Below are 20,607 nucleotides of genomic sequence, written 5' to 3' on the forward strand. Positions count from 1 at the left end.
TCGGCCGGCGAGCGGTGCGGCCGCGGGCGGACGGTCGGCGTCGCAGCGCGCCTTGGACGTCAACCAGTGCGTTATCCCACTGGTTGCAGGCCGCCCTCGGAGAACTCAACCCTGTGCGGGATTCGCCGGGCCGGGGGCCGTCCGTAACGTTCGACGGGCACACACGGGGGTGGCGGCAACGCCGTCGGTCAGGGACTTCCGGCTGCCGCCCGTCCTTTCCCCGCGACACACACCACGGAGGAAAGATGAAGTCTGCGACCCGGTCCGGAGCGGTTCGAGATGTCACCAGGCGCAAGGCGGCGGCACTCGCGGGCATCGCACTCGCGCTGGGCACGGCGATGACCGGCGCCACGACCGCACAGGCTGCGCCCGAGTCCGCGCGGGCGGCCAAGGCGACGCCGTTCTACGACTCGCTGGTCAACTACCACTCCGGCAAGTGCCTGGAGATACCGGGAGGATCGACCAAGAACGGCGTCCAGGCACAGCAGTGGACGTGCAACGGCAGGAAGCACCAGAAGTGGATGCTGCGGTACTCCGAGACGCGTGTCGGCCTGAAGCTGTACTACGCGGTCAACGAGCGCAGCGGCAAGTGCCTGTCCGTCAAGGGCGGCAGCAGCAAGAACGGCACGCAGATCATCCAGTGGCCCTGCCGGGTCGGCGACATCGCGGAACTCTTCGCCCCGCTGAAGGTCAACGACGTGCCGGGTACGAACTTCGTCCTGTGGAACGCCAAGACCGGCAAGTACCCGCAGGTCGACGGGGCCAGCCAGGCCAACGGCGCCAAGGTCAGCCAGTGGAAGGGACAGAGCGGCAAGCACCACTTCTACTGGCGCTTCAACTGAGCGCGCCCGCCGGATCAGGCCCCGGCCTCGCACTCTCGGCAGGCGGTTCGCTCATCGAGCGGGCCGCCTGCCCGTGCGCGGTCGCCGGCCGTGCGGGACGCGGGGACGCGGGTCGGCTCCTCCGGTCCGCCGGCCGCGCATCCTCGCCGGTCCGCGACCAGGCCCGTGATGACCCGCTACGGCCGCGGCGCCGGCGTCGGCCGGATACCGATCGCGGCCCCGGTGACGCGTACCCGCGGATCGCCGGCCCGCAGGACGACCTCCAACAGTGACGGGCGGCCCATGTCGTGGCCCTGGTGGAGAGTGAGCCTCGCGTCGGCCGGGACGAGGCTCAAGTGGCGGGCGTAGGCGCCGAACGCCGCGGCCGCGGCGCCCGTCGCGGCGTCCTCCACCACGCCGCCGACCGGGAACGGATCGCGGACGTGGAAGACGGTCGCCGTCTCACGCCACACCAACTGCACGGTCGTCAGGTCCAGCCGCCGCATCAGCCGCAACAGCCGTTCGAAGTCGTAGTCCAGGGCGGCCAGTCGCTCACGGGTCGCGGCCGCGAGGACCAGATGGCGCACGCCCGCGAAGGCGATCTTCGCGGGCAGGGCGTCATCCAGCTCGCCGGGCTGCCAGCCGAGCGCCGCCAGGGCCTCCGCCACATCCGCCGGAGCGGCGTCGAGCACGTGGGGCTCGACGCTGGTGAGGGTGGCTTTGAGCACGCCGTTCTCTTCGCGGACGGTGACGGGCACGTGGCCCGCGGCGGTGTGGAAGCCGAAGTCGCCTTCGCCGAGGCGCTCGCCGAGCGCCACCGCGGTGGCCACGGTGGCGTGGCCGCAGAAGCCCACTTCCGCCTTGGGACTGAAGAACCGCAGTGTGAACGACCGGTCGTCGTCCGGGTCGGGCCCGGGAGTGACGAAGGCGGACTCCGAGTAACCGAGTTCGGCGGCGATCGTCACCATCTCGGCATCGTCGAGAAGCGAGGCGTCCAGGACGACCCCGGCGCCGTTGCCGCCGGCCGGGCTCGTGGTGAAGGCGGCGTAGTGCAGCACCTCGGCGGGCAGATGCCGGGCCGGTTCGGTCGCGGTGGTCCTCGTCGGGTTCGTCATGGTCGATCATTCTCTCCTGTGGGGCTCCTTACGGGCCCGCCGGGTGACGGGCCGCGTTCCTCTCACGGAGAGATGATCGAAGCCGAATACTTCGCCGTACGTAAAAGTGTCGACGTCGTACGCTGCGTTGATGATGGACGAGCCCCTCAAGCAGCAGACCGACGTCGCCCGCGCCGCGGCGTTGATCGCCGACCCTTCGCGGGCCCGGATGCTCAAGTGCCTGGGCGACGGCCGCGCCCTGCCCGCCGGCGCGCTCGCCGGCGAGGCCGGAGTCAGCGCCGCCACCGCGAGCGTGCACCTGGCCAAGCTGGTCGAGGGCGAGCTCGTCACGGTCAGCCGGCAGGGACGGCACCGCTACTACCGACTGGCCGGCCCGGACGTCTCCGCCGCCCTCGAAGCCCTGGCACTGATCGCCCCGCCACTGCCCGTCACCTCACTGAAGCAGAGCAACCGCGCGGGCGCCCTGCACCGCGCCCGCACCTGCTACGACCACCTGGCCGGACAGCTCGGCACCGGCTTGATGGGCGCGCTGCTCGACCGCGGCGTGCTGACCGGCTACGACGGCGTGCACCGCCCCGAGGAGGCCGTGCGCGACCGCCCTGCCTCCCACGGACGCGACATCCGCTACGAACTCACCGACAGCGGCCGGGCGGAATTGCGTGAACTCGGCGTCGACGCAGGCCGGTTGCCGCCCCGCCGCCCCGTGGTGCGCTACTGCGTCGACTGGAGCGAGCACCGGCACCACATCGCCGGCGGTCTGGGCGCGGCGTTGACGTCCCGGCTGTTCGAGCTGGAGTGGGTGCGCTGGGGAGCGGCGCCGCGCGTGGTCCAGGTGACCGACAAGGGGATAGCGGGTCTGGAGCGCGCGCTCGGGCTGATTGTCGCGCGGTAGCGGGATGAGCGAAGGGTGCGACCTGGTGCCGGCCGAGCGGGCCGCCGACACTCGCGCGGACTGATCATCTTCGGGTCCGGACGTATATCGGCACACGCATGGCAGCGAGCGTTTCCGCCGCCCGGTCGCCGGCCCGCTCACCCTCGCGCCACGAAGAGGCGCCGTGTCCGTGCCCCGATTGCCTTGTTACCGAATGCGGACAGATGGCAGCGAACGACGCTCGGCCCGGCGTCGTCTCACGGGGTGCAGCGAAACAGCCGAAACGTCCGGCCGCCCCGCGGGAGCGGGGGAGTGCCGCGTCCTGACAGACCTTGAGGGAGTTCTCATCATGACCACGCACCGTGCCCGTCGTACCGCCCGTTCCGCCGCCCTGGCCGCCGCCACCGCCGCGCTGGCGCTGGGCCTGACCGCCTGTGCCGGCGCCGGCGACGGCTCGAAGGCGGCGGGCGGCGACCACGCCGCTGGTGGCGCCCGGAGCGGGGCCGCGTCCGACGCGGCGGCCGGCCAGGACAGCGCGAAGCAGGCCGAGAGCGGTGGTGACGTCGCGCAGGGGATGCGCTCGGCGTCCGCCATGGGCGGGGCGGAGGAGATCGCGAGCAAGGCCGCGACGGTCGGTGCCCAGCCGTGCCGTGGGGACGAGCTGGCGGTCACCGCGGTACACCGGTTCGCCGGTGAGCAGGGCGACCACCTGCTGCTCACCGCGGTGAACGAGGGCACCAAGCCGTGCTGGGTCACCTCGTACCCGGCCGTGGTGCTCGACTGGAACGTCGACAACCAGGTACTGCCGCACTCGAAGAGGGACAACCCGGGCGGCGACCGGCACATCACGCTCCGTCCCGGAGGCAAGGCGTACAGCGCGGTGAACCTCTTCGACTACGGCTCGAAGAACCACACGGCGCAGTCGCTCGCCCTGGCGCTGCACGGCGCGGACGGACACAACGGCCCGTTCTACTCCGTCGCCGTCAAGGGCCAGAAGCCGCAGTTCAGCTGGAACGAGGCCGACGTGCTGAACTGGAGCACCGAGAAGCCGTACGACTTCTGACGGATCTTGTGTCAGAGGGTGTGTGGCGGGGCGCCGCCTTCGAGACCGCGGTCACATTCGAGGGTCCGGAACGGTGACCCAGCGCGAGAATCCGGGCGCACGGCGCGAGCGGGCCGGTGAAGGACCCCACATGACGCACGTCACCTACGACCCCGCACCGTAGTACCTTTTGCCCGATTCACCCCGCCCCGCACCCCCTCCGACCTGCACATTGAGACGCACACCACATCCCCGGCATTCCTCACCGATCCGGCCACCACTAGTAAAGAGGGTCATTGCGGGCATCTGCCGGGCCTGCTTATCTGGACGACGTCGCCAGGCGCCACGAGCCCCGCAGCGGGCCGCGGCGCCGACGTATGCGAGCCACCCACCCCGGCCCACCCCATACGAGCGACACCCCCGTCCCCGACGCAAGAGGTAATCCGTGTCCGTCTCCTTCATCCGCCGCATCGCCTCCCCGAAGAAGGCCCTCACCACCGCCGCCGTGGCCGCCGCCACCGCCGGCATGGCACTCACCGCCGCCCCGGCACACGCCGCCCCGGCCCAGGCCTCCTCCGCCCAGGCGATCGCGCACAAGATGATCCCGGACGCCGCCCAGTTCAACGCCTTCAGCAAGATCGTCTCGCACGAAAGCGGCTGGAACCCCAGCGCCACCAACAGCTCCTCCGGCGCCTACGGCCTCGTCCAGGCCCTGCCGGCCTCCAAGATGGCCTCCGCCGGCACCGACTGGAAGACCAACCCCGCCACCCAGATCAAGTGGGGCCTGGACTACATGAACTCCCGCTACGGCAGCCCCGTCAAGGCCTGGAACTTCTGGCAGGCCAACGGCTGGTACTAAGCCGACAGCACCCCTCGAGGGGCCAGGCGCACCACCATCGCCGCCGCCCCTCACAGCGGCCCACCGGCCGCACCGCACGCTTCCGCGCCCCCGCCCACCCGGCGGGGGCGCACGCGCGTCCATGGCGCGTCCGCCGGTCGGGCAGCCGCCCTCCGCGCCTCCGCGGTGACCGCCGCGGTGCACTCCGTGCGGGGTGGATGGCAGGCCGCCGGCGTGCGGGAAGCGGCCGGCCGGCGCGGTGCCGCGGGCCAGTCGGCGCGGGGCCCCCGCACTCGCGCTGTGATCAGCGCGTCGAAGGCCCTCACGTGGCCGATCGAGGACAGGCGCCGGTGAGCGTGCCGCCCAGGTCCCGGGCCGTCCGAACGAACACGCCGTGCAGGTCCCGGGCCGCCTGTGGCTGCGACTCCGCTTTGCGGCGTTGCAGCATCAGCAGCACCCGGGTCGCCTCCGCGGCGATCGGCCGGTGCGGCGCGGGGCAGGACTGGCGCACGGCCTACCGGGTCGTCCGCGAGGTCGCGAAGGCTGTCCTGCCGGTGCTGGAGAAGCGCGGTCTGTGGCGGTATCCGGCGGGCCCGCGCACCGTCGAGGCGGGCATCGTCCCGTTCGCCGCCCGCTGAGCGCGGCACCGGCGTCTTCGCAGGCCCGTGCGCCCGGGCCGGGTCCCACCGGTCCGGGCGGACCGAGGCCCGGCATTTGACGCGCGGGGCCCCGTACCGTCCGGCGCCCGGCACGCGAGCCGCGGGCCCACCGGCTCGTCGGGACCCCGTCCAGCGCGCGACGCCGCGATCGTGCCACGACCCGGACGGCACCGCCGCGACGAGCGCCCGGCACCGGATCTCCGGCGGCCGGCTCGGTCCGCGCATCCGCACGCCGGCCGGGCCCGGTCTTCCGGCGGCGGCGCTTCCACCGTGCCGAGGCGCACCCGGTGCGTCTCCCGCCCGGGCACGGCGGCGGCCCCTCGTCCGGTGCGCGGATGTCCCTCCGGCCGCGCATGACGGAGCCCCGGCCGGCCCCCGTCCCACGGGGACCGGCCGGGGCCGGTGTGTGCGGTCGTGCGTGTGTGTCCTGCCGGGTGGCGACCGTCAGACGCGTTCCCACAGGGCCGGGACGTTCGGCGGCTCCCAGCCCGGGTAGGCGGTGTGGCCCTGGATGCACCGGTAGCCGACGCCGTTGTAGGTCACGACGTCGCCGGCCGCGTAGGTGGCGCCCACCTGCCAGGTGGTGTCACCGCCGCCACCGCCGGGCACGGTGAGGGTGTAGGTGGTGGTGTGGCCGACCTCGCCCGTTCCCGTGATGGTGAGGGTGTACGTACCGCCGGCCGTGCCCGCGGCGACCTGCACGGTGGCGGTCGAGGACTGGCCGGAGGTCACCGAGGAGGGGCTGAACGACACGCTCACACCCGCCGGGGCACCGGACGCCGACAGCCGGACGCTCTGGGCGTTTCCGCTGGTCGTCGCGGTGGATACGGTCACCGTGGCGGACGAGCCGGGCTGGACCGTGCCGGCGGCGGGGTCGGCGGAGATCGAGAAGTCGTCGGCCGGTGCGGGCGCGTCACCGACGGCGGTCTTCCAGATCGTGTACGCGATCCCGTCCGCGCTGCGGTTCAGCGCGGTGGCGTTGATGTTGCCGGTGGTGTCGCAGGCGGAGTGGTAGCACGAGTCGTAGGCGCGGCCCGCGGTACCGCCCCACTTGGCGGCCTCGGCGGCGGACTTCACGTCCGAGGCGCCGGTGGCGTAGCCGGAGGTCGGGATGCCCACCTGCTGGAAGGAGTAGTCGTCGGAGCGGCCCTGGCCCTCGACGTTCTCCTGCGGGGCCAGGCCCAGGGAGTCCCAGTAGGCCTTCATCGGCGCGGAGGCGGCCGAGTTCAGGTTGTTGACGAAGTAACCGGCGTTGGTCGAGGCGACCATGTCGAAGTTGTAGTACGCCTTGATCCGGGCGCGTTCGGTCGTGGAGAGCGAACGGGCGTAGAAGCCGGAGCCGTTCAGGCCCTGTTCCTCGTCGGTCCACCAGGCGAAGCGGACCCGGTTCTTCATGGCGGGGCCGGACTGCGCCAGGGTCAGCGCGGTCTCCAGGAGTGCGGCGGAGCCGGAGCCGTTGTCGTTGATGCCGGGGCCGGCGGACACGCTGTCGAGGTGCGCGCCGAACATGTAGACGTTGTTCGCGTCGCCCCGCGGCCACTCGGCGATCAGGTTGTTGCCCGCTCCCGCGGTGCAGCCGGAGGCGCAGCTCTGCTCGGTGACCGTGTAGCCCGCCGTCTGGAGCCGGTCCTTGACGTAGGCGAGCGAGGCCCGGTAACCGGAGGTGGTGGAGCGGCGGTTGCCGCCGTTCTGCGAGGCGATGGTGTTCAGCTGGGTCAGGTGTGCCTGCACCCTGGCCACGTCGACGTCCGGCGGAGTGGACGGGTTGCCGCCGCCACCGCCGCCGACCCTGAGCGTGTACTGGGCGGTGTGGGTCCTGGTGCCGGCGGTGCCCGTGACCGTGATCTGGTAGGTTCCGGCGGCGGTCGCCGACGAGGTGGAGACCGTCATGGTGGAGCTGCTGCCGGAGGTGACCGTCGCCGGGCTGAAGGAGACGTTCACCCCGGCCGGTGCGCCGGAGGCGGTCAGCGAGACCTGCTGGGCGCTGCCGGAGACGGTGCTGGTGTTGACGGTGGCGCGCGCGGAGGAGCCCGCGTCGACGTCGCCCGAGGCGGGGGCGAGCGCCAGCGAGAAGTCGGTCTGCTCCCCGGTGCAGGTCGGGTCGCCGGTCTGCGCGGGCACGCTGATCGCGTCCCAGGCGGCCTTGGTGGAGTTGAACAGCGAGCAGCCGGCGTCGAGGTTCTTCGCCGTGGTGAGTGTCGCGGTGCGGTAGCGCTTGTACGTCATGCCGCTGGTCTTGAGCAGCATGGCGCCGTAGAAGACCTTGCCCGCGTTCTGGATGCCGACGCCGGTGACGGCCGAGTTGTTGCAGGTGGGGCTGGAGGGCTTGCCGCCGCCGGGGTTGGAGCCCTCGGCCAGCAGGTAGAACCAGTGGTTGAGCGGGCCGGCCGCCGCGTGCTCCTCGGTCTGCGGGATCGACGCGGAGTAGCAGTTGGGGTTGTTGCCGACCTGGCTGGGGTTGTACATGTTGCGTATCGGGCCGCGCCCTTGGAGGTTGATCATCTCGCCGACGGTGTAGTCGGGAGTGTCGTACGGCGCCGGCTCGTTGGCGTACGCCTCGGTCAGGGCGCCCATGATGTCGCCGGTCGCCTCGCCCAGTCCGCTCTCGTGGTTGGCGCCGCCGGGGGTGAAGGAGTCCAGGCCGTGGCCGAACTCGTGGCCCACCACGTCGATTCCGGCGATCCACTCGTTCGCGCTGTTGTGGCCGATGGTGATGGTGGAGCCGTCCCAGTACGCGTTCAGCTCGTTGAGGCCGACACGGACCGGCCAGCTGCCGCCGTTGCCGTCGTGCCCGTTGCGGCCGAGCCAGTTCCTGAGCATGTCCGATTCCTTCTGCGCGGCGAACATCGCGTCCACGCAGCCGGTTTCCTTGCTCGTGGGGTTGCCGGTGCCCCAGTTGTCGGTCGCCTTGGTGAACAGGCCGCCGCTGTAGTCCGAACACTGCAGTCCGGGCCGGGTGGTGTCGCGCAGCGCGTAGGAGGAGCCCGACCGGGAGGTGTCGATGGTCAGCGGGTTCGGGCCGTTCCACTTGCTGGTGCCGCTGCCCGCCCGCACGTCGTCGTAGGCGTCGACGGCCTTTCCGGTGCGCGCGTCGACGAAGACGTGCAGCCTGCTGGGGACGTTCGCCTCGGTGCGCCCGGTCAGCACGGTCTCCCAGGCGAGGACGGCGCGGTCGCCCCGGGCCCGCACCACCAGCCGCCGGGACTCGACCTTCTCGGTCTTCGTGAGCCTGGCCCGGCTGGTGCGGACGGCCTGTGCGGCGGTGACCCGGGCCTTGGTGGAGAGCGCGATCCTGGCCTTGGTGGCGGACTGGACCGAGCGGACCCTGCCGGTGCCGTCGGCGAGGACGACCACGTCGCCGCCCACCACGGGCAGGCCCCGGTAGGTGCGCTCGTAGGCGACGGAGTACAGGCCCTTGACCCAAGGGGTGACCTGCCGCCGGTCGTACTGCTCCTCGGGGCCCTTGGCCAGCGCGTCGAGGCCGCTGCGTGCCGCCTGGTCGGCGGCCGCGACGGCTTTGGCGACGGGGGCCGGTTCCGGCTTGCTCGCCGGGGGCGCGGCGTGTGGCGCGGCCGAGGCGAAGGCGGCCGGCATCACCACCCCTCCCAGCGTCAGGGCCAGGGATGTCCCGGCCACCACCAGCTTTCTCAGCATCGTTGCTCCTTGTGAGAGGTCGTGAGGCTCACCCGGCACCCCGATAGGCATGCTCATGCCAAAGCGTTCACCGGTGTCCGCGGTACGTCGGTGTCTCCGTCCGTCCCGCGCCCAGGTGGCGTGCCGCGCCGCCTGGCTGGCCGAACCCTCACACCGCCCGGCGCCCGGGTCAACGCATCGCGGCTCGCCGTCCCGTCCTGTCAAAAACCGGCAAACGGCCGGGCGGCGGGGCGCGCTCAGATCCCGGCGGCCGGCAGTCGCTCGCGGTACTCCCTGACCTCCGGCACATCACCCCAGCGGGCGAGCAGCCTGCCGTGCAGTCCGCGCAACTCGGCGTTGATCATCAACTCGCGTGAGGACACCGCCTCGTCGAGCACCGGTGCCGCCAGGGCGACCGCCGCGCCCGGGTCACCCGCGCACGCCCAGCTGTCGGCCAGGCGCAGCGTGAGCAGCAGCCCGGTCTCCCGCATCGGCGGCGGCAACCGGGCACGCGACCGCGCGGTGGCGTCGACGGCGCGCCGCGCCGTCACCCGGTCCCCGGTCGCGGCGGCGAGATCGCGCAGCGCCCCGCCGATCGCCGACTCCACCCTCATCTCGCCCTCCGCGCCGGACAGCCACGGCGCCTCCAGGAGGTCCCGGTGGCCGAGGCGGGCGAACGCGCGCCGCGCCAGGGCGATGTGCCGTCGGCACTCGGCGACGTCGTGGCCGAGCGCGTGCCCGCGTGCCCGGTACAGGTGGGAGAGGGTGACCACCCACCGACGCCCGGGGTCCACCGCGCCGATGGCCTCGGCGTACGCGAGAGTCGACCCGGCGTCCCGGTCGAGCCGGACCAGGGCGCACACGTCGCTGAGCAGGGTCGCCCGGGCCGGAACGTCGTCCGCCGCGTCCGCCCAGCCGAGGCCGTGGCCGAACCAGGCCATGCCGATGCCGCTCTGCCCGCGTTGCATCCGCAGCCGCCCGGCGACCTGGGCGTACTGGGCGGCCAGCCGGAGCTGCCCGTACGGCAGCCGGCCGGTGGAGTTCACCGCCTCGGCCCACCGCACCAGTGCCCGTAACAGCCGCTCCACCGTGGTCACGCCGTCGGACACGGCCCGGTGCAGCGCGCCGCGGATCAGGCAGGCCAGGACCGCGGTGAGCGCGTGCAGCAGCTCCGGTTCGCTGCCCGTGGTGCCGCCGAACCCGTCCTGCGGCCCGGTCAGCCCCTTCAACAGGCCCGGCGTTCCCGCCCGGTCGGGCACCGCACAGCCCACCGTGCCGTGCAGCGGGCACGCCAGTCCCTCGGCGGGCAGCCGCGACGGCCACAGCACGGGGTCCAGCAGGTCCAGGCCGAGGGCGGTCTCCCCGCCGCCCGGCACCGGGGCGAACAGCCGGGGGTCCGCCGGCGGGCGGTCGGGGCGGTAGGGCGTGCCGCGCGGAGCGGCGACGACCGCCGCCAGCTCGCCACCGGTTCCCAGGACGGAGTCGAGCCGGCCCGCGAGCCCGGCCGGCGGTTCGCGCAGCCCCGCTTCGAGCCTGCTGATGAGACTGTGGTGGTAGCCCACCTTCACGCCGAGCTGCGACTGGGTCAGTCCGGCCTGTCTGCGCCGGGCCCGCAGCCGCCGCCCGAACTCCGCCCAGGACTCAACCGGTTGTGCCGTCTCCACGGATCTGCCCCTCCTGACGAAGGCCCCACCGCCGACGGCGGGACGCCGGATGCCCCATGTCCGCGCGCGTCAGGGCCGGACGGGGCCGGTCCGCGCGCCGTATGCGCCGGGCGTGACGGGCGCCCGCACCGGGAGAGCCCGCCGACGTGGCCGGCATCAGGCAGGACAGGCTCCGGAGCTCTCCCGGGCGCCCCACCGGCCGGTGCGACCGCCGAAGTTCACCTGCCGGGTGATGCCGGCGGCGGGCTGCGTGTAGTGACCGGTGAACTCGGCGATCTCCTGGCGCCGATGCGGTACCGCCCGTTGCCGGTGGCGTGCCGTGCCGCGTCGCGCCCGGAGGCGGACGTAGCGCTCGATCGGGCCGACGTGACCTGCCAGGGCTTGCTGTCGTCGTCGGGCTCGGCGTACTCGGTGTGCCCGCCGCCGCGGCGGCGCAGGCCCTCGGGCCCCTCGGCGCGCCGTGGCGCACACCTGTTCCGGCCGCGGGCGACGCCGCCCTCGGCGCACCGCTCCCGCCGGTCCGTGGGCAGGGTCGGCCGGCCGTGGGTGCCAGACGGGCTCGCCGGAAGGCCGACGATGAGCAGAGGGGCGACCGGTGCGCCGACGGCGACAGCCGCTCGTCGTGTCGTGCTCATGCCATGCCACTCTCTTCGGTGCGCGCCGAGACCGCCGCCACGGCCCGGAGGCGCGGGAGCCGACGCTGGTCCAGACCTGACCTATTAGGTCTAGACCATAGCTGTGAACCGGGCCCGGTCAAGAGCCCGGACGTGGCGAACCGCGGCCCTGCCGAGGTTCGTCGTGCAGCCGTGGTCGCGGTCGTACTCACGGGGCAACGCCGGGAGTACGACGGCCGCGTGGCCGGCCGCGGTACGGCGATGGCGAGGGAGAGTCCCGCGAGCGAAGGCGCATGATCCGTCCACGTGTCGAGGGGTCGTCGTCCGCGCACCCGACCGCACCGCAGCCCCGCGGGACAGCCGGCGCCCTGGCGGATCGGCCGCATGCGCCCGACCGGACCTCGTGCAGCGAAGCGCGACCGCCGGCGTCGGCACGCAGGCGGCCACCAAGACGGGCTGCGGGAGTCGGCTGGTGGCATCCGGGCTGCCCTCCGCCCGCGACCGGCCCGAGACCGGCGGCCGTAAACCGGCCGCCGGTACGCACCGCACGACTTCCGGCCGGCCGTTCCCCGGCCGCACGGCATGCCTCCATGACCACCGGTGACCGCCGCGCCCGGACCCCCGTCGCCGACGGCGCAGACCTGCGACCATACATGACGCTCCATCAGATACCGGCGCATCAGCGGCGGTAGGGTAATTCCGGCAGGACTCCGGCTCTTGCGCCATCAGCACACCGGCTGACAGGCTCACGGCCGTGACCGCCAACGATGCGCTCGCGGCAGCCGGACCGGCCGCCTCTTCCGGGTGTCTGTCGGCCCCGGCGCCGCCGCAGTCCCGGGAGTCGCGGGACCGCGTCGCGGCCGAGTTCGTCGAGGCCGCTCTCGCCGCCGCGCCCGAAGACCCGGTCCCGCCGTCCGGGCCGCTGCCGGGCACGGCCGGCTTCGCCGTCGTATTCGCGCCGTTCGCCGAGCTGGCCGGGCGGCGGCTGCGCGCCGGACTCGGCCCGGGCGCCGGCCGGTCGGCCGAGCTGGACGGCATCACACGGGAGTTCACCGCGACCACGGCCGCCGCGCTGGGCGGCCTGGCGGCCCGCGCGCTGGTGCTGGAGCTCCGGGTGGCCCGGATGGAGGGACGCCTGGCGGGCGCGACTCCGCAGGCCAGGTTCCGCGACTTCGTCGCCGGCACCGCGACCAGGGCCGGCCTGGTCCGGCTGTTCACCGAGTACCCGCTGCTGGCCCGGTTGGCCGGTCACAGCTGCGTCAACGCCGTCGCGGCCATGGCCGAGCTGCTCACCCGGTACGCCGAGGACCGGGCCGAACTGGTCGACCGGCTGCTGGCCGGACGCGACCCCGGTCCGCTGGTCGCGGTGGACCGGGCCGCCGGCGATGCGCATCGGCGCGGGCGCAGGGTCGCCGTGCTGCGCTTCGCCGACGGCAGCCGGGTGGTGTACAAGCCCCGCTCGCTCGCGGCCGACCGCCACTTCGGCGAGCTGGTCGACTGGTGGAACGCCCGGGCGGGAACGCCCGGACTGCGCACACCGGCCCTGCTGGACCGACCGCACCACGGCTGGTCGGAGCTGATCGAGGCCCGCCCCTGCTCCTCGCAGGCCGAACTCGACCGGTTCTACCTGCGCCAGGGCGCGTTGCTCGCGCTCGCCCACGTGCTCGACCTCACCGACCTGCACCACGAGAACCTGATCGCGTGCGCCGACCACCCGGTGCTGGTGGACCTGGAGACGCTCTTCCACCCGCCGCTGCCCGAGGACCCCACCGCCGACGACCCGGCGGGCCGCGCGCTGGACGCCTCCGTGCAGCGGATCGGCCTGCTGCCCCAGCTGGTGCTCGGGGACGAGGACGCGTTCGACCTCTCCGGCATCGGCGCAGGCGCGGACCGCCGCTCGCCGGTGGAGACGGTCTGTTGGGAGGCCGCGGGCACCGACGCCATGCGGCTGGTCCGCCGGTCCGGCACGGTCCGTGGCGGCGCCAACCGCCCCCGGCTGGCCGGCGCCGAAGCCGAGCCCGCCGCCCACACTGAGGCGCTGGTGTCCGGGTTCCGCGCGGGCTACCGCATGATCCTGGCGCACCGGCAGGAGCTGGCCGGCCTGCTGCGCCGCTTCGCCGGCGACGAGGTCCGGGTGGTGACCCGGGCCACCCAGGTCTACGTGACCGTCCTCGCCGAGGCCACCCACCCCGACGTGTTGCGCGAGCCGGGCGACCGGGAGGAACTGCTGCGGCTGCTCGGCACGGAGGCGGTGGACGACCAGGGCTGGCCGGGACTGCTCGACCACGAGGTCGCCGAGCTGTGGGACGGCGACGTACCGGTGTTCACCGCCCGGCCCGGCCGCACCGACCTGTGGAGCGGCACCGGCGCCCGCATCCCCGGCGCCCTCGAACGGCCCGGACTGGCCCGGGTGGCGGCGCGCCTCGCGGTCATGGACGAGGCCGACCTCGCCGGGCAGGAGCGGATCATCCGGACGGCACTGGCCTGCCGGACGGCGGCGCCCGCGCATCCCGCCGCCCTGCCCGGACCCCGGCCGGCCACGCCGCGCGCGCCAGCCGACGGACCGCCGGCCCCCGGCCGACTGCTCGCCGCCGCACGGGAACTCGGCGACCTGCTGGTCCGGCGGGCCCACCGGGGCCGGGGACGGGCGAACTGGCTGGGCGTCGAACTGCTCGGCGAGCGGTACCGCAGGCTCGCACCGTGCGGCGCCGACCTGGGACACGGGTACCCGGGCGCCGCCCTCTTCCTCGCCCAGCTGGCCGCGCTCACCGGCGAGGACCGCTACGCCGGGACGGCACGCGCCGCGCTGCGCCCGCTGCCGCGGCTGCTGGACCGGCTCGCCGCGCTCCCGGACGCGGATCTCGGCGTGGTCGGCTCGGGCGGCTTCACCGGTCTCGGCGGCATCCTGTACGCCCTCACCCGGATCTCGGCCGTGCTGGACGACGCCGGGCTGCGCGCCCTGGTCGAGCCGGCGGCCGCGCTGACCGTCCGGGCCGCCGCAGCCGAGCGGCCGACCGGCGTGCTCGACGGCACGGCGGGCGGCTTGGCCGCGCTGCTGGCCGCGCACCGGACGTACCCGTCGGCCGGGCTCCGGCACGCTGTGGGTGTGTGCGCCGACCGGCTCGCCGCCTCACCCGTCCCGGCCGCGCCGGGCTTCGCCACCGGCGCCGCCGGGGTCGGCTGGGCGCTGCTCGGCGTCGAGGGCCCCGGGGACGGCGAGCGGTACCGCCGGGCGGGACTGACCGCCCTGCGTGCGTCCGTGGCCGCGTTACCGGCTGCCGGCGCCGACCTCTCCTGGTGCACCGGCGCGACGGGAGTGGCGCTGGCGATCGCCGACCGGCCCGGAGCGATGGCGGATCCGGCGTTGGCGGCGGCCGTCGCCGCGGCCGTCGGGGACCTCGCGGACAGCGGACCGGTGGCGGACGGCAGTCTCTGCCACGGCGAATGGGGCCTGCTGGAGCTGGCGCACCGCACGGCGGCGGGCGCGGTGCTCGGGGCGCGGACCGCCGGGCGGCTCCCGCACGGCCCGCACCCCGCGGCCGGCGGCGGCGTCGCGGAACCCGGCCTGCTCACCGGCCTGTCCGGCCACGGCCTCGGTCTGCTGCGGCTGGGCTTCGCCGACCTGGTCCCGCCGGTGCTGCTGCTGCGGACGCCGGACCCCGGCCCGTCCCGCCCCGGCTCCGGAGCAAGGCCGCCGACGACGCCGGACATCCCGTAGCCGGGTCCCGTACCACCCGACGAAGACCACCGAGAACGTCCGCTGTGAAAGGAACCCCTTGATGAACACCACCGACCTCGTACGGCTCTGGAAGCAGCCCGCCACACGGCACGGCGCCGCCACCGACCACCCGGCGGGCGAGATCCGGCTGCGCAGCGGCGGCGGCCTCGGCCGCCGGTCCCAGATGCTCGGCACGTCCTCGGCGCTGCGCGGGACCAGCCCGTGGACCACCGTCAGCATCGACTTCCACGACGGGCGCCCCTGAACGCCCGCCGGGCGGCAGCGGCGGGCCGCGGCGGCGAAGCGTGATCATTCTTCCCGGGGAACTCTCTACTCAGCGCGAGGGCGCCACGGGTAGCCTGCGCAGGTGCACACTACTGCCCCGACCACCATCGGTCGCGAGATGGAACTCGGGCTCTTCCGGCGTGTGCTGACCGGCCTTCAGGACCGGGCGGGCCACACGGTCCTGTTGGTGGGGGAGGCGGGGATCGGCAAGTCCCGGCTGGCCGGGGAGTGCGCCGGCCAGGCCGAGTCGCTCGGCCTGCCGGTGCTGCGCGGGCGCGGCAGCCCGACCAGTGCCGGGATGCCGTACCGCCCGCTCATCGAGGCGCTGCATTCCCGCTTCCGGGTCACCGGCCTGCCCCAGGACCCGGAGCTGGAACCCTACCGCCCCGCCCTCGGCCGGGTGATCCCGGAGTGGCGGCACACCGCCGTGCCCGGCTATCCCGAGAGCGCGGTGGAGCTGGCCGAGGCCGTGCTGCGGCTGCTGGCCGTACTCGGCCGCGACCGCGGCTGCCTGCTCGTCCTGGAGGACCTGCACGAGGCCGACTCGGAGACCATCGCCGTGGTGGACTACCTGGTCGACAACCTGGCCGGGCTGCCGGTCCTGCTGGTAGCCACGCTGCGGCCCGAGCCGGGCGCCGCACTGGAGCTGGCCCGGGGCGCCGAGCGGCGCCGGGTCGCCACGCTGGCCACCCTGGAGCCCCTCGGCGCGGACCAGGTCGGCGCGCTCGCGGCCGGCTGCCTGGACCTGCGGGCCGAGCAGGTGCCCGCCGCCGTGGCCGAGCGGCTGAGCACGCTCAGCAACGGCAACCCGTACCTCGTCGAGGAACTGCTCGCCGAGATGGTCGGTTCCGGAGTGCTGCGCCGGGACGGCGACGGCTGGCGCGTCGCCGGCGACCTGGCGGCCGCGGTCCCGGTCAGCGTGGTCAGCGGCCTGCGGCAACGGCTGGCGCAGCTCGATCCGCAGGTGCGCGACCTGCTGCTGCTCGCCGCCACCCTGGGCACCGTCTTCTCGATCGGCACGCTGGAGCTGATCACCGGGCACAGCGTGCGGCTGCTGCTCGACCGGCTGGCGGCCGCCGCCGACTCCGGCTTCGTCCTTCCCGATCCCGGCGCGGTCGACCAGTACGCCTTCCGGCACGCGCTCACCGCGGAGGCGCTGCTCGCCGGGCTGCCGCCGGCCGAGCGGGCGGTCATCGCCCGCCGGGCGGCCGAGGCGGTCCTGGCCGCCGACCCGGCCGTCTCCGGCGACCGCTGCCAGCTGGTGGCACGGCTGCGGCAGCTGGGCGGCGACGAGGCGGGAGCGGCACTGCTCTACGCCGAAGCCGGCCGCCGAGCGCTCGCCGGGGGCGCGTCGGCCACCGCCGCGCAACTGCTGGAGCGGGCCCGGGGGCTGGCGGCGCCGGCCGACCGCACCGCCGTCACCGAGTCGCTGGTACACGCGACGGCCGAGACCGGGCAGCTGGACCGGGCGCTCGCGCTGGCCGAGTCGCTGCCGGACGCGGGGGCCGACGCGCTGGACATCGAGCGCCGGGTCGCCCTGCACACCAGGCTCGCCTGGGCCGCGGTGATCTCCGAACGCGCCGCCGACACCCTGGCACAGGTGGCCGCCGCCCGTGCGCAGCTCGGCGACCCGGCGGACCCGCGGCACACCGCCGCGCTGGCCGTGATCGAGGCCCACCTGGCGCTGCTGCCCGCGCACAGCGTGGATACGGCCGAGACCGAGCGGCTGGCCCGCGAGGCGGCCGAGGTCGCCGAGCGCGAGAAGCTCCCCGTGGTGGCCTGCCAGGCATGGCAGCTGCTCGCCCTGCTCGCCCGCAAGCGCGGCTTCGACGGCGCGGACGCCTGCCTGGAGCGGATGCTCGCCGTCGCGGAGGAGCACAGCCTGCCGGTCTGGCGGGTGGAGGCGCTGCTGCGGCTCGGCGCCAACGCCTTCCTGCGCAGCGGTGAGGCGCGGCGGATCCGGGAGGCGCGGGACGCCGCGCGCGACCTGGGCGCCCTCGCCCTGGTCCAGCACGCGGAGGGCCTGCTGGCGATGGACGCCGTGCAGCGCGCCGACTTCCCGGCCGCACAGGAGATCATCGACCGCTGCCTGGAGCCGAGCGCCCGGATGCGCAACCTCGGCGGCCACCGCTACCTGCTGCTGGTGGCCGCCACCCTCGCCGCCCACCAGGGCCGGCGGCGGCAGATGGAGCGGGAACTGCTCCGGTTCGACCAGGCCGACGAATCCACCTCTTTCCTGATGCCGGTCCTGCTCGGCCTGTGCCGGGCGTTCTGCGCCCTGCTGGAGGAGGACCGCACCCAGGCGCTGGCCGAGCTGGCCGCCGCGGCCGACTGGGAGGACCGGCACCCCAACATGTTCTACCTCAGCGGGCGGTACGGCCTCGGCCCGCTGCTCGCCGTCGTCGCCGGCACCGCCGACCGCGCGCAGTACGCGGCGGCCCTCGCGGCGCCCGCCGCCGCGCTGGCCTGGAACCGGCAGTTCCTGGTCCTCACCGACGCCGTCCTGCTCGGGCGGGAGGGCCGCGGCCGGGAGGCCGCCGGACTGGTGGACCGGGCGGGGCAGGAGTTCCCGGGGTTCCCGACCGCCCGTCACCTCGGGCTGCGGCTGGTCGCCGAGGCGGCCCTCGCCGACGGCTGGGGCGAGCCCGTCGCCTGGCTGCGGACCGCCGAGGAGTACTTCCACCAGGCCGGCGTGCGCTCCGTCGCCGGCGCCTGCCGGTCGCTGATCCGGCAGGCGGGCGTGCCGGTCGCGCAGCGGCGCACCGGACGGGAGCTGATCCCCGAGGGACTGCGGTCGGTCGGGGTGACGCCGCGTGAGTTCGACGTCTTCGCGCTGCTCGTGGATCGGCTCGGGAACCAGGACGTCGCCCAGCGGCTGTCCCTGTCTCCCCGCACGGTGGAGAAGCACATCGCGAGCCTGCTCCACAAGACCGGCAGCGCGAACCGCGCGGAGCTGTGCCGGCTCGCCCGGGCGCTGTGCGGGGACTGACCGGCCGTGCCCGCCGGGCCGGACCGGCGGGCACGGGCGAGGCGTCGGCTACTGTGCCGGGGCCGGGAGGAAGTCCGGGACGTCCGTGCCGAGGCCCTGCTCCTGAGCCCGGTGCCGGACCAGGTCGGCGACGGCGAGGTCCAGCACGCCCAGGCCGAACGGCGAGAAGACCGTGAGGGCCTCCGGGTCGCGCTCGCGCCGGCCACCGGTGAGGATGGCGCCGATCGAGTCGGCGATGAAGTCGCGGTGACCGGCCTGTTGCTCGGCCAGGTGCAGCGAGGTGGACTCGCGGCAGACGTGGTCACCGTCGTCGACGATGTTGACGCTGGACAAGATGGTCTCCGGAGCGAGGTCGCGCAGGGACAGGTGCAGCAGCAGCGTCCCGGGCGGGCAGGGGGACGGGTCCAGGTGCGGGGTGGCGGCGGTGGTGGCGAGCGAGACCAGCCGGTGGGCCGCCAGGGCGTCCTCGCTCCGCTCGGCGATGGTGGTCCGCAGCCCGGGCAGCCGGGCCGCGCACCGCTCGGCGAAGGCCCGCGCGCGAGCCGGATCGAGGTCGAAGAGGGTGACCTCGGCCAACTCGGGCAGCAGAGCGCGCAGGAAGACGAGCACCTGGAAGTTGATCACTCCGCAGCCGATCAGCGTGACGCCGGTCTGCGGCTCGCGCGGGGCGAGCGTCGCGGCGGCGAGCGCGGCGCTCGCCGCGGTGCGCCGCGCCGAGATCACCGAGCCCTCCAGCAGGACGTCGGGATGGCCGGTGCGCATCGAGTTGAGGACGATCACCGCCGAGGCGCGCTCCAGCCCGGCGGCCGTATTGCCGGGGAAGGAGGAGATCCACTTGACGCCGGCGACCGGTTCCCGCGCCCCGGTGTCACCGGCGTCGCCGGCGTCACCGAGATAGGCCGGCAGGGCGATGATCCGGTTGCGGGCCTCCTCGGGGAACCGCAGGAAGAGCGAGTGCGGGAGCACGGTGCGGCCGGCCGCGTGCAGTCGATACGCCCGGCTCACCGCCTCGACCACCTGCTGCTCGGCACCGTCCAGGACCTGACGGACCTGTCCGGCCGTCAGGATCAGCATGTCGCCGCCTCCGCCACTGGACCGTACTCCTTCCACAGGTGGGCGGCGTCGCCGAAGTGCGCCGCGACCCAGTCGTCGTCATAGATCGTGTCGAGGTAGCGCTCGCCCCGGTCCGGGAGGATCACCGCGCAGGCCGCGCCCGCCGGGATCCGGCCGCCCAGCCGCCGGACCGCGGCGAGCACCGCGCCCCCCGAGCCGCCGGCGAGGATCGCCTCGCGGTGCGCCAGCCGGCGGCAGTTGACCACGCAGTCGAGGTCGCTGACGTGCACCACCTCGTCCGCGAGACCGTCCTGGTGGAGCGCCGGGCGGACGGCCGCGCCGTGGCCGGGGATCAGCCGGGGCGCGGCCTCGCGCCCGAAGATGACGCTGCCCTCGGCATCGACGGCCACGATGGTCACCGGGACCCGCTGTTCGCGCGCGTACTCGGCGCAGCCGCGCAGCGTCCCGCACGAACTCGTGGCGCAGAACAGGTAGTCGAGGCCGCCGGGCACGGCCTCGCAGATCTCCCGCATCGTCGCGTGGTGCGAGCGCGGGTTGAGCGGGTTCGCGTACTGGTCCGGGCAGTAGGCGTGCTCGGTGCCGGCGAGGATCTCGCGCACCCGGCGGATGCGCACCGGCAGGTACTCGCCGGTGACCGGGTCGGTCCCGGTGACCACCTCGACCTCGGCGCCCAGCGCCCGCATGATGGCGATGTTCTGGCGGTTGGCGCGCGGGTCCACCACACAGACGAAGCGGACCCCGAAGTACCGGCACGCCTGGGCGAGTCCGATGCCCAGGTTGCCCGAGCTGGATTCGACCACGACCGACCGGCCGGGGACCACGCGACCTTCGCTGATGGCCCCGCACAGCAGCTCCAGCGCGGAGCGGTCCTTGACCGAGCCGCCGGGGTTGTGCGCCTCCAGTTTGGCGAACAGGCGGAAGCGGGCGGTCGGATCGAACCTGGTCAGCTCGACCAGCGGCGTCCGGCCCACGGTCTGCAGCACGCCGGCGGGCACGGTGTCAGACGGTCGCACGGGTCCCGCCGGCGGCGGCGCCGTCCATCCGGTTGCGCAGGCTCAGCGGCCGCATGTCGGTCCACACGGTCCCGATGTGCGCCAGGCACTCCGCCCGGCTGCCCCGAGTGCCCTCGGACCGCCAGCCGAGGGGCAGTTCACGGTCGGCGGGCCAGATCGAGTACTGCTCCTCGTCGTTGAGCACGACCAGGTAGCTACGGGTGTCGGCGGCTTCCTCGGCCATCAGGCCCTCCTGCCCTCGGGGGTTCGACACTGCGACGGGGCGAGCCTG

The 20,607-nt window shown here is 74.5% G+C and carries 14 protein-coding genes and 1 pseudogene; 8 read left to right on the forward strand and 7 right to left on the reverse strand.

The window, feature by feature from the left end:
• Window positions 1-245: 245 nt before the first annotated feature.
• Window positions 246-842 carry an RICIN domain-containing protein gene (locus tag SCK26_RS36715; RefSeq protein ID WP_318205712.1) on the forward strand — a complete coding sequence of 199 codons (597 nt, stop codon included), beginning with the start codon at window positions 246-248 and terminating at the stop codon, window positions 840-842.
• A 176-nt stretch (window positions 843-1,018) separates the two neighbouring features.
• Here SCK26_RS36715 and SCK26_RS36720 read toward each other — a convergent pair whose 3' ends face one another.
• Window positions 1,019-1,936, reverse strand: a complete 918-nt coding sequence (locus SCK26_RS36720; RefSeq protein ID WP_318205713.1) for a PhzF family phenazine biosynthesis isomerase — start codon at window positions 1,934-1,936, stop codon at window positions 1,019-1,021.
• 130 nt (window positions 1,937-2,066) lie between these two features.
• Here SCK26_RS36720 and SCK26_RS36725 point away from each other — a divergent pair, with 130 nt between their 5' ends.
• From SCK26_RS36725 to SCK26_RS36735, 3 genes are all read left to right on the forward strand, one after another.
• Window positions 2,067-2,828 carry a metalloregulator ArsR/SmtB family transcription factor gene (locus tag SCK26_RS36725; protein ID WP_318205714.1) on the forward strand — a complete coding sequence of 254 codons (762 nt, stop codon included), beginning with the start codon at window positions 2,067-2,069 and terminating at the stop codon, window positions 2,826-2,828.
• Window positions 2,829-3,156: 328 nt separating this feature from the next.
• Window positions 3,157-3,870 carry a DUF4232 domain-containing protein gene (locus SCK26_RS36730; RefSeq protein ID WP_318205715.1) on the forward strand — a complete coding sequence of 238 codons (714 nt, stop codon included), beginning with the start codon at window positions 3,157-3,159 and terminating at the stop codon, window positions 3,868-3,870.
• 424 nt (window positions 3,871-4,294) lie between these two features.
• Entirely contained in the window at window positions 4,295-4,708 is a 414-nt protein-coding gene (locus SCK26_RS36735; RefSeq protein WP_318199306.1) for a transglycosylase SLT domain-containing protein, read from the forward strand.
• A gap of 301 nt (window positions 4,709-5,009) precedes the next feature.
• Here the strand turns inward: SCK26_RS36735 and SCK26_RS36740 are convergent.
• Window positions 5,010-5,174 (reverse strand): annotated as a pseudogene (locus tag SCK26_RS36740) (LysR family transcriptional regulator); the annotation flags it as partial.
• Here SCK26_RS36740 and SCK26_RS36745 point away from each other — a divergent pair.
• On the forward strand, window positions 5,119-5,325 hold the full coding sequence (locus tag SCK26_RS36745; RefSeq protein ID WP_318206191.1) for a hypothetical protein: 207 nt from the start codon (window positions 5,119-5,121) through the stop codon (window positions 5,323-5,325). The pseudogene SCK26_RS36740 and the gene SCK26_RS36745 sit on opposite strands and share 56 nt — an antisense overlap.
• Before the next feature lie 465 nt (window positions 5,326-5,790).
• Here SCK26_RS36745 and SCK26_RS36750 read toward each other — a convergent pair whose 3' ends face one another.
• Entirely contained in the window at window positions 5,791-9,000 is a 3,210-nt protein-coding gene (locus SCK26_RS36750) for a M28 family peptidase (RefSeq protein ID WP_318205716.1), read from the reverse strand.
• A gap of 236 nt (window positions 9,001-9,236) precedes the next feature.
• Window positions 9,237-10,643, reverse strand: a complete 1,407-nt coding sequence (locus SCK26_RS36755; RefSeq protein ID WP_318205717.1) for a helix-turn-helix transcriptional regulator — start codon at window positions 10,641-10,643, stop codon at window positions 9,237-9,239.
• A gap of 1,368 nt (window positions 10,644-12,011) precedes the next feature.
• Here SCK26_RS36755 and lanM point away from each other — a divergent pair.
• The 3 genes from lanM to SCK26_RS36770 all read left to right on the forward strand — a co-directional run bounded on the left by lanM (window position 12,012) and on the right by SCK26_RS36770 (window position 18,249).
• Entirely contained in the window at window positions 12,012-14,975 is a 2,964-nt protein-coding gene (lanM, locus tag SCK26_RS36760) for a type 2 lanthipeptide synthetase LanM (protein ID WP_318205718.1), read from the forward strand.
• Between the two features lie 61 nt (window positions 14,976-15,036).
• Window positions 15,037-15,240: a hypothetical protein gene (locus SCK26_RS36765; protein WP_318205719.1), complete on the forward strand. Its 204-nt coding sequence runs from the start codon at window positions 15,037-15,039 to the stop codon at window positions 15,238-15,240.
• 102 nt (window positions 15,241-15,342) lie between these two features.
• Complete coding sequence (locus SCK26_RS36770) at window positions 15,343-18,249, forward strand: helix-turn-helix transcriptional regulator (protein WP_318205720.1); 2,907 nt, start codon at window positions 15,343-15,345, stop codon at window positions 18,247-18,249.
• A 48-nt stretch (window positions 18,250-18,297) separates the two neighbouring features.
• Here the strand turns inward: SCK26_RS36770 and sbnB are convergent, their stop codons facing one another.
• Genes sbnB through SCK26_RS36785 form a run of 3 tightly spaced genes read right to left on the reverse strand, consistent with a single transcriptional unit; the run spans window position 18,298 to window position 20,559 of the window.
• Window positions 18,298-19,323 carry a 2,3-diaminopropionate biosynthesis protein SbnB gene (sbnB, locus tag SCK26_RS36775; RefSeq protein WP_318205721.1) on the reverse strand — a complete coding sequence of 342 codons (1,026 nt, stop codon included), beginning with the start codon at window positions 19,321-19,323 and terminating at the stop codon, window positions 18,298-18,300.
• Complete coding sequence (sbnA, locus tag SCK26_RS36780; RefSeq protein WP_412080819.1) at window positions 19,317-20,306, reverse strand: 2,3-diaminopropionate biosynthesis protein SbnA; 990 nt, start codon at window positions 20,304-20,306, stop codon at window positions 19,317-19,319. The genes sbnB and sbnA overlap by 7 nt, the downstream gene beginning before the upstream one ends.
• 16 nt (window positions 20,307-20,322) lie before the next feature.
• Window positions 20,323-20,559, reverse strand: coding sequence for an MbtH family protein (locus SCK26_RS36785; RefSeq protein WP_318205722.1), 237 nt, complete (start codon window positions 20,557-20,559; stop codon window positions 20,323-20,325).
• Window positions 20,560-20,607 lie beyond the last annotated feature (48 nt).

Source organism: Streptomyces sp. SCL15-4 (assembly GCF_033366695.1).
Classification (GTDB): Bacteria; Actinomycetota; Actinomycetes; order Streptomycetales; family Streptomycetaceae; genus Streptomyces.